Source organism: Flavobacterium sp. (assembly GCF_027484705.1).
In the GTDB taxonomy this organism is placed as follows: Bacteria; Bacteroidota; Bacteroidia; order Flavobacteriales; family Flavobacteriaceae; genus Flavobacterium.
Genome location: NZ_JAIXSL010000020.1, coordinates 154766 through 163589, shown reverse-complemented (window position 1 = coordinate 163589; position 8824 = coordinate 154766). Strand labels below are relative to the sequence as shown.

General features: G+C 43.3%; 8 protein-coding genes. 6 read left to right on the top strand and 2 right to left on the bottom strand.

Annotation, left to right across the window (positions count from 1 at the left end; genetic code table 11):
• The first annotated feature begins 511 nt into the window (after positions 1 to 511).
• The 6 genes from thrS to Q0058_RS12660 all read left to right on the top strand — a co-directional run bounded on the left by thrS (position 512) and on the right by Q0058_RS12660 (position 6716).
• Entirely contained in the window at positions 512 to 2458 is a 1947-nt protein-coding gene (gene thrS, locus Q0058_RS12685) for a threonine--tRNA ligase (RefSeq protein ID WP_298224498.1), read from the top strand.
• Between the two features lie 23 nt (positions 2459 to 2481).
• Positions 2482 to 3033 carry a translation initiation factor IF-3 gene (gene infC / locus Q0058_RS12680; RefSeq protein ID WP_298224509.1) on the top strand — a complete coding sequence of 184 codons (552 nt, stop codon included), beginning with the start codon at positions 2482 to 2484 and terminating at the stop codon, positions 3031 to 3033.
• Positions 3034 to 3275: 242 nt separating this feature from the next.
• On the top strand, positions 3276 to 3473 hold the full coding sequence (gene rpmI / locus Q0058_RS12675; protein ID WP_011921545.1) for a 50S ribosomal protein L35: 198 nt from the start codon (positions 3276 to 3278) through the stop codon (positions 3471 to 3473).
• A gap of 107 nt (positions 3474 to 3580) precedes the next feature.
• A complete protein-coding gene (rplT, locus tag Q0058_RS12670; protein WP_298224491.1) occupies positions 3581 to 3925 on the top strand; it encodes a 50S ribosomal protein L20 in 345 nt (114 codons plus the stop codon).
• Positions 3926 to 4236: 311 nt separating this feature from the next.
• The gene (locus Q0058_RS12665; RefSeq protein WP_298224489.1) at positions 4237 to 5046 is read left to right on the top strand and encodes a hypothetical protein; all 810 of its coding nucleotides are present in this window, start codon (positions 4237 to 4239) and stop codon (positions 5044 to 5046) included.
• A gap of 143 nt (positions 5047 to 5189) precedes the next feature.
• Entirely contained in the window at positions 5190 to 6716 is a 1527-nt protein-coding gene (locus Q0058_RS12660) for a DUF4394 domain-containing protein (protein ID WP_298224487.1), read from the top strand.
• 83 nt (positions 6717 to 6799) lie between these two features.
• Here the strand turns inward: Q0058_RS12660 and Q0058_RS12655 are convergent, their stop codons facing one another.
• Both Q0058_RS12655 and Q0058_RS12650 read right to left on the bottom strand, forming a co-directional pair.
• Positions 6800 to 7642, bottom strand: a complete 843-nt coding sequence (locus Q0058_RS12655) for an isoaspartyl peptidase/L-asparaginase (protein ID WP_298224485.1) — start codon at positions 7640 to 7642, stop codon at positions 6800 to 6802.
• Positions 7643 to 7809: 167 nt separating this feature from the next.
• Positions 7810 to 8682, bottom strand: coding sequence for a cyanophycinase (locus Q0058_RS12650; protein ID WP_298224483.1), 873 nt, complete (start codon positions 8680 to 8682; stop codon positions 7810 to 7812).
• Positions 8683 to 8824 lie beyond the last annotated feature (142 nt).

Genomic DNA, 8824 nt, shown 5'->3' with positions numbered 1-8824 from the left:
CTCTTACTCTCTTTATTTTGCTCCGAGATCTCTCTCGAAGCGGCTGTCAATTCAATATGTCTATGAACGTGTCTTCTCTTTTTATGCTGCGCTTTCATTCTCAAAGCGGGTGCAAAAGTAACCATTCTTTTTGTTCCTGCAAGCGTTTTGTAAAATAAATTTTAATTTTATTTTCTCTTCGCTTATTACCAGTAATTTAAAAGAACATATTCCCTTCTGCGGGGTGCAAAGATAAACACTTCTTTTACTTTTCTGCAAATATTTTCTAACCTTTTTTTTTTTTTTTTTTATAACTTACTGGACGTGCGTTGGTTGAAGAGGAAAGTTTTTTTGTTTAACCGCAATCCTAGCCCCGATCGCAATGGAAATCCTTTGTCTGCGGCGTTCGCAGACAAAGATTGTATTGGAGAGCGGGACAAAGCTCCTAAGGAAAAATTAAAAAATCAAAATCGACCTACCTATTGTATGTGTTTTTCTAATCCTTATATTTGCGCTTCCTAAAAGAACAACAATGATTAAGATTACACTACCCGACGGTTCGGTAAAAGAGTTTGAATCCAGAGTAACACCAATGGATGTTGCCAAAAGCATTAGTGAAGGATTGGCGAGAAATGTGATTTCTGCGTCTTTCAATGGTACGACTGTAGAAACGGAAACCCAACTGACGACCGACGGTGCTCTTATATTGTTTACGTGGAATGACAAAGACGGCAAGAAAGCGTTCTGGCATTCGACTTCCCACGTGATGGCGCAGGCTCTGGAAGAATTGTTCCCGGGCATCAAACTGACGCTCGGACCTGCGATTGACAATGGTTTTTACTATGATGTGGATTTCGGCGACCAGAAAATCACTGATGCCGACTTCAAAAGAATTGAAGACCGCGTGTTGGAAATTTCAAGAGAGAAACATGAATTCAAGATGCGTTCGGTTTCTAAAGCTGAAGCGTTGGAAATCTACAAAAATAACGAGTATAAAACGGAATTAATCTCGAACCTTGAAGACGGGACGATTACGTTTTGCGATCACGCGAATTTCTTCGATTTATGTCGTGGCGGACACATTCCGAATACCGGGATCATCAAAGCGATGAAAATCATGAGCGTAGCCGGTGCTTACTGGCGTGGCGATGAAAAGAATAAGCAGTTGACCCGTGTTTATGGCGTATCATTCCCAAAACAAAAAGATTTGACGGATTACCTCGAATTGCTCGAAGAAGCAAAACGCCGCGACCACAGAAAACTAGGAAAAGAATTGGAATTGTTCGCATTCTCTCAAAAAGTCGGACAAGGTTTGCCATTATGGTTGCCAAAAGGTGCTGCATTGCGCGACCGTTTAGAGCAGTTTTTGAAAAAAGCACAGAAAAAAGCCGGATATGAGCAAGTCGTGACGCCGCACATCGGGCAGAAAGAATTGTACGTGACTTCAGGGCATTACGCGAAATATGGCGCAGATAGTTTCCAGCCAATTTCAACGCCGGCAGAAGGTGAAGAATTCTTATTGAAACCGATGAATTGCCCGCACCACTGCGAAATCTACAATACCAAACCTTGGTCGTACAAAGATTTGCCGAAACGTTACGCTGAATTTGGAACCGTATACCGTTACGAGCAAAGTGGTGAATTGCACGGATTGACACGTGTTCGTGGGTTTACTCAGGACGATGCGCATATTTTCTGTACGCCGGAACAACTTGACGAAGAGTTCAAAAAAGTAATCGATTTGGTGTTGTATGTCTTCAGTTCCTTAGGATTTGAAAACTTCACCGCACAGATTTCGTTGAGAGATCAGGAAAATCGTGAAAAATATATCGGCTCCGATGAGAATTGGGAAAAAGCTGAAAACGCGATCATCAATGCTGCACGAGATAAAGGTTTGAATACCGTTGTGGAATATGGTGAAGCGGCGTTCTACGGACCGAAACTCGACTTCATGGTGAAAGATGCTTTGGGCAGACAATGGCAATTGGGAACAATTCAAGTAGATTATAACTTGCCTGAGCGTTTTGAATTGACTTACAAAGGCGCTGATGACAAGCTACACAGACCGGTGATGATTCACCGCGCACCGTTTGGTTCGATGGAAAGATTCATTGCGATTTTGCTTGAGCATACCGCAGGAAATTTCCCGATTTGGCTCATGCCTGAACAGGCTATAATCTTGTCTTTGAGCGAGAAATATGAAAATTATGCCAAAAAAGTTTTGAGTCTGCTAGAAAATCACGAAATTCGCGCCCTAATTGACAACCGAAACGAGACGATCGGACGCAAAATCCGCGATGCTGAAACGCAGAAAATACCGTTCATGCTGATTGTAGGCGAGGAAGAAGAGAAGAACAACACCATTTCCGTACGCCGTCACGGGCAGGAAGGAAAAGGCAACATTACGGTTTCGATTGAGGATTTCGCTAAGATCATTCAGGAAGAAATCGACAAAACATTAAAAGTATTTACCGTTTAACTTAAAATAATAAAGTCATAGCAATAAGAAGCAACAAGGGTTACCAACCCAGAGTAGAAAAAAAGGATGCACACCGGATCAACAATTTAATTCGTGGTGTTGCAGAAGTAAGACTTGTGGGCGATAATGTCGAGCCAGGGGTTTTTAAAATCGCTGATGCTCTGAAACTCGCCGATGAATTCGAATTGGATTTGGTGGAAATATCCCCGAATGCCGATCCGCCGGTTTGTAAGATCATCGATTACAAGAAGTTTGTTTACATGCAGAAAAAGCGTGAGAAAGAACTTAAAGCGAAATCTACTCAAATCACTGTGAAAGAAATCCGTTTCGGACCGCAGACTGATGAGCATGACTACGAATTTAAAAGAAAGAACGCCGAGAAATTCCTCAAAGAAGGTTCTAAACTGAAAGCATTCGTTTTCTTTAAAGGACGTTCGATCATCTATAAAGACCAAGGGCAAATCTTATTGTTAAGACTCGCCACGGATTTAGAAGAATACGGAAAAGTCGAAGCGATGCCGGTATTGGAAGGAAAGCGAATGATTATGTTCATCGCGCCGAAGAAGAAGAAGTAGGACCGAGCGTTAAGAAAATGTCCAATGGACATTTTTAGCGAAGGAGCCAGGAGGCGCGCGGGAGTTTTAACCGCTAAAGCCCTAGCCCCGATAGTAGTGGAAATCCTTTTGTGACGGTGTTCGGCACAAAAGATTGGGAACGAATAGCGGGATTAGCTCCTAAAAAAAAGCATAAAGCATACGGCCTAAAGCCTAAAGCTAAAAGATAGTAAGTAGAAGTAAATCAAAAACAACTAGGAAAAATGCCTAAAATGAAAACCAAATCTAGCGCCAAGAAACGATTCAAAGTTACTGGTTCTGGAAAGATCAAAAGAAAGCATGCTTTCAAAAGTCACATCCTGACTAAAAAATCTAAAAAACGTAAATTGGCGTTGACACATTCAGCGTTAGTTCACAAAACAGATGAGAAAAGCATCAAACAACAATTAAGAATCATCTAATTCGTTAGAAAAATTCTTTAGGTTAAAAATTATTTTAATAACCTTGGAGTTGGGCCTTTAAGTTCCTCGATTCAATTCGGACGCCTGCTACAAAAACACAGAAAATTATGCCAAGATCAGTAAATTCAGTTGCTAAAAGAGCAAGAAGAAAAAAAATCATGAAGCAAGCCAAAGGTTTCTTTGGCCGTAGAAAAAACGTTTGGACCGTTGCGAAGAATGCCGTTGAAAAAGCAATGGTATACGCTTACCGCGACAGAAAGCAAAACAAGAGAAACTTCCGTTCGTTATGGATTCAGCGTATCAACGCCGGAGCCCGTCTCGAAGGCATGAGTTACTCTCAATTCATGGGACAAGTTAAAAAGAACGGTATCGAATTGAACCGTAAAGTTTTAGCCGATTTAGCGATGAATCACCCGGAAGCTTTCAAAGCCATACTTCACAAAGTAAAATAAACGTTTATTCAACCAGATTGAAATTACTTACTATAGAGAAACCCGTTCGCAAGAGCGGGTTTTTTGTTTTTTATTGGCGCTGAAGTTTTAAAATCCGTGATAATCTGTGCAACTTGCCTAATCCGTGTTCCAATTTTTTGGGCGTGCCCGCAAGGGTCAGGCTATCCGCTAAAGTCCTCGCTGCGCTGCGGGCTATCGCTCCTATCCTTCACGCAACATCCGGGGTTTTTATTAATGCTCTGGAATTCAGCCGTTTTTTTCAACATTAAAAAGGTATATTTGGCTGTCTATTTCACTTTTTAAAGCATTCTATGAAAATCAAACAAGCAATCTCCCTTCTACTTATTATCCTAACCTTTTCATTTGCCGCCTGCTCTTCAGACGATTCCGTCAATAACAACGCTTCGCGAATCAAATCGATTCTACGCCAAGACTATGTTGGAGACCAATGGTATAATACCTACAAAACAACCTACAATTATGAAGGCAATAACACCATGATGTCATCGAGTCTTTTCCAAACCGCATCGGGCGAAAACTGGATCGATGCAAAACGCTCCACCTATACCCTCTCCGACAGCGGTCATGCGAGCGAGCAAATCGACCAGAAGTTGCGTTACATAAGCGAAAGCGGTCCACTGGCTTGGGTTAATGACATGCGCCATACATTTACCTACAATGCCAGCGGGAAATTAGTCAAAGAGGAACAAGAAGTTTGGACATCCGACAACAATTGGTTACTCAGGTACAAAACCGATTATATTTACGACAACAACGCCTTTCTGATTTCGAAAGAATATTCAGATTGGTATCCTGTTCCTTTACTTTGGGACACTTACGAAAAATTAGTCTATACCAACAATGCTGAAGGAAAACCTGTCTACACCGAATGTTTCAACAACGGCGAACTATTGTATAACGAAACCACTACCTATGACGCCGATGGTTTTTTTCTGATGAGTGAGCAACTATCCGAGGCTTTCCATGGCACTACTTATGTATCTGTTCGCACCGAGCAAACGACGCTTTCCAATGGCAATATTGATGTCATTAATAAAACCTACTATGATGACAATGGCAATATTACCCAGCAAAGCAGGTTTGTCTATGAGTATGATTAATGAATACGTGGTGAAGATCTGTTTTAGAAAAGCATTTAACCATTTATGAAAAACTAAATTTCAAAAATTCACTGTGTTGGAAAACCGAACTACGGTTCCTTCCGTACATGTTAATCCAATTAACACTTAAAAACACTTTGATTATGAAAAGAACAATCCACTTCCTATGCTGTCTGGGCACAGCAATTATCGCAACGACTTTCACAGGTTGCAGCAACGACAGCAATGACAACGATTTGCCGCCTGTTGTAGTCAAACCGAATCTCGAATTCTACGGACTGACTTCAGCCAATGCGCTCCTGAAATACAACGCCAACAACACCGCTGCAACGCTTAGTAACACACCTGTAACAGGATTACAAACAGGCGAAAACTTATTAGCCATCGATTTCCGTCCCGCAACCGGCCAATTATACGGACTCGGCAGCACCAGCAGATTATACCTGATCAACCGCAACACCGGAGCTGCAACCGCATTAGGAACAGCGCCTTTCACACCAGCCCTTACAGGTTCACTTACCGGTTTCGATTTCAACCCGACTGTAGATCGCATCCGGGTAGTCACGTCGAGCGGACAAAATCTTAGATTGCATCCAGAAACCGGAGCCGTGGCCGCAACAGATTCCAACCTGAATCCGGGAACACCGAATATCGGTGCAGCAGCTTACACCAACAATACCGCAGGCGCAACGACTACCGAACTTTTCGCCATCGATTACACTTCGGGCATGCTTTACAAACAAGACCCGCCAAATGCAGGAACATTGACTTTGATTGGAAGCCTAGAACTTTCAGCAACCGCAATTGCTGATGGTGGTTTCGACATCGATGCTAAAAATGGCATCGCACTAGCCAACTTAACCACAGGCGGCATGGATCATTTATACCAAATCAGTCTTAGCGACGGAAAAGCAACCGAACTGGGCATGCTAGCTACTTCAATCATCGGGTTGGCCATCCCAACAAATCCGGTAGCTTATGCAATTGATGGTTCGAACAATCTGCATATTTTCAATTTCATGAATCCCGGAACACCAGTTACCAAAGCCATCACAAACCTGCAACCCTCAGAAACAATATTAGGCATCGACATGCGTCCGGCTACTGGACAACTTTTCGCACTCGGAAGTACCGGAAGAATCTATGGTTTGAATACCGCAACCGTAGCCGCCACGATGATTGGCGCAGGCCCGGCATTCATTCCTGATGGTACCGATTTTGGTTTTGATTTCAATCCTGTTGTGGACCGCATTCGTATTGTGAGCAATACCGGACAAAACCTACGCGTCAACCCTAACGACGGAGTCTTGGCCGCAACGGATACGGCACTCAACCCGGGAACACCAAACGTAACCGCTGTAGCTTACCTGAACAATTTCCCAGGAACAACTGCTACCTCGCTGTTCGACATCGATACCACAACCGATATGTTATACCTCCAAAATCCACCCAACAACGGAACGTTAACCAGTGTGGGTTCGCTTGGCGTGAATGCGTCAGCCAGTAATGGTTTTGATATCGGCGGCACTTCAAATAATGCTTATGCACTGCTGACCGTCGGCGGAAACAATGGTATTTATTCCATCAATACTATGACTGGAACCGCTACCCAGCTTGCTGCTTTCCCATCGGCTACTGTAAAAGGTTTTGCAGTCGGACTTGGTTTCTAAATCGACCTAAAAACACCATAAAAAAACCCGGATAAGCTTCCGGGTTTTTTGTTTTTATTTCATTCAAGATTAACCTCTTAAAATCATCCAAAAACTTCAAATTTTTCGCCATCAAAACTCGCGAACACCATGCTCGGATGCGAATCCTGATGAAACATATTCCCGTCGCAATCAATTGCAATCGCACCGGCGAATCCGTCATACGGCAATAATTCGTCAAACGTTTTGGCAAAAGCGTCTTTCAAAGTAAAGCCATCGGTCACACGCGTCACGATTTTAGCCGCGGTTGCATTGCTGACAATATCTTCACCAACACCTGTTAAACTCACACCACAAATACTGTTGGCATAATTCCCGGCTACGGTTGCGGAATCAGAAATGCGTCCGGGGATTTCAAAACCTTTTCCGCCAGTTGATGTTGCAGCCGCAAGTTTCCCATCACTGTCCAAAGCTACACAGCCCACGGTTCCTAATCCTTCCGATTTCAATTTGGCTTCATACTCCGCACGCCGTTGCGCGATTTCAGTAGAAAATTTTTCAAATCCGTGTTGTCTGGCGTAATTCGTAGCACCACTTCCACCTAACACACGGTCGTCTTCTTTCATTAAAACCTGAGCGACTTGTATCGGATTTTTGACTTCTTCAATATTGATTACGCCGCTCATTTTCTGGGTTTCGCCATCCATCAAAGCCGCGCTCATCCGGATTTTTCCGTCGCTCTGGATTTGCGAACCGATGCCCGCGTTAAACAAAGCATCGTCTTCCAAAAGCGACACGGCATAGACCACGGTTTCGACGGCCGAATGCGTTTTCAAAAATTCATAAGAATCTTTTACGATGCGTTCCAAAGCGTTTTGCTTGGCCACTTTCGTTTCGTGGTTTGTGGAAGATTCTGAGAAAAAACCGCCGTGGATGATAAGTTTCATATTGTAGATTTTAGACTCGCCTTTCAGGCTTTAGACACGTTTCACTCAGGACTCGCCCTACGGGCTTAAGACACCTCTCGCTACCGACACTACTCTGTCCAAAGCGAAGCGCGTCCTGAGGCGTAGCCGTGTCCTAAGCGCAGCGTGTCTAAAGCGTAGCGTGTCCATTAAACATATTGCGACGACTTAATCGTCATCTTAAAAGTAGTTAAATCAAAAGTATCGTGCATGCTGAGCACATGCGTTACCAAGTGATTGATGGAGATCGGTTGCCCCAATTCCACTTGCGTTAAGTTGGTGTCTTTGATTTCACGGCCGTCCACTAAAATTACAAGTCCCGAACCGATCGCTTCCATTTTGGTGTTGTGCGTAATCAATAATCCGGTATCTTCTCCAAGTCCGATGCCGAGTACTTTAGGGTTCCCAACCACCGCCTGAAACAAACGCCCGATTCTGCCACGTTGCACGAAATGCGTATCAATGATGACGCCGTCAATCAACCCTAAACCGCTCGTAATTTTGACTTCGCCTTTGAGCAAAGCCTCACTGCTGCTGCCTTGGTAAATCATATTGTTCGAAGCCGCTGCAGCTCCTGCAGAAGTTCCTGCATAAATGAATTCTTCGTTTTGGTATTTCTCTAATAAAATATCGTGAAATGTAGTTCCGCCAAGAATCGACGTCAACCGCAATTGGTCACCACCGGTAAACATGACGACATCAGCCGAACGCAAACGATCCAAAACGTCAGCTTCTACAGCTTGTTCGCGTTTTTCGATATGCAGCACATCGACATTGTCAGCGCCTAAATAATGTAAGGCTTTCACGTATTCCGGTCCGATTTCCCTCGGGATTTTCGATGCCGTCGTAATGACTTCAATTCGGGATTTTTCTTTATGCTTCGATTCGTTGATGATACGCTTTAGGATTCCGGCCTCAAAAAAGTTCAGATTCTTCGCTGCATTCTTGTCTAAATCGGTCTCCGTAAAACTTCCTTTGTCAACAGCGCCGCCGATAATGATTAATTTTCCTCGTATGTTCATGCGGTAAAAATAACCAAAAATTGAAAGTATCCAAATGTATTTCGTGGTTTTGAGGCAAATGTTTTACGGTAGTTTTCAACAGCTATTGGCTGCTCTTTTATATTTCAAAACCTGGACATTGAGAATTTGCATAAAGTAATTC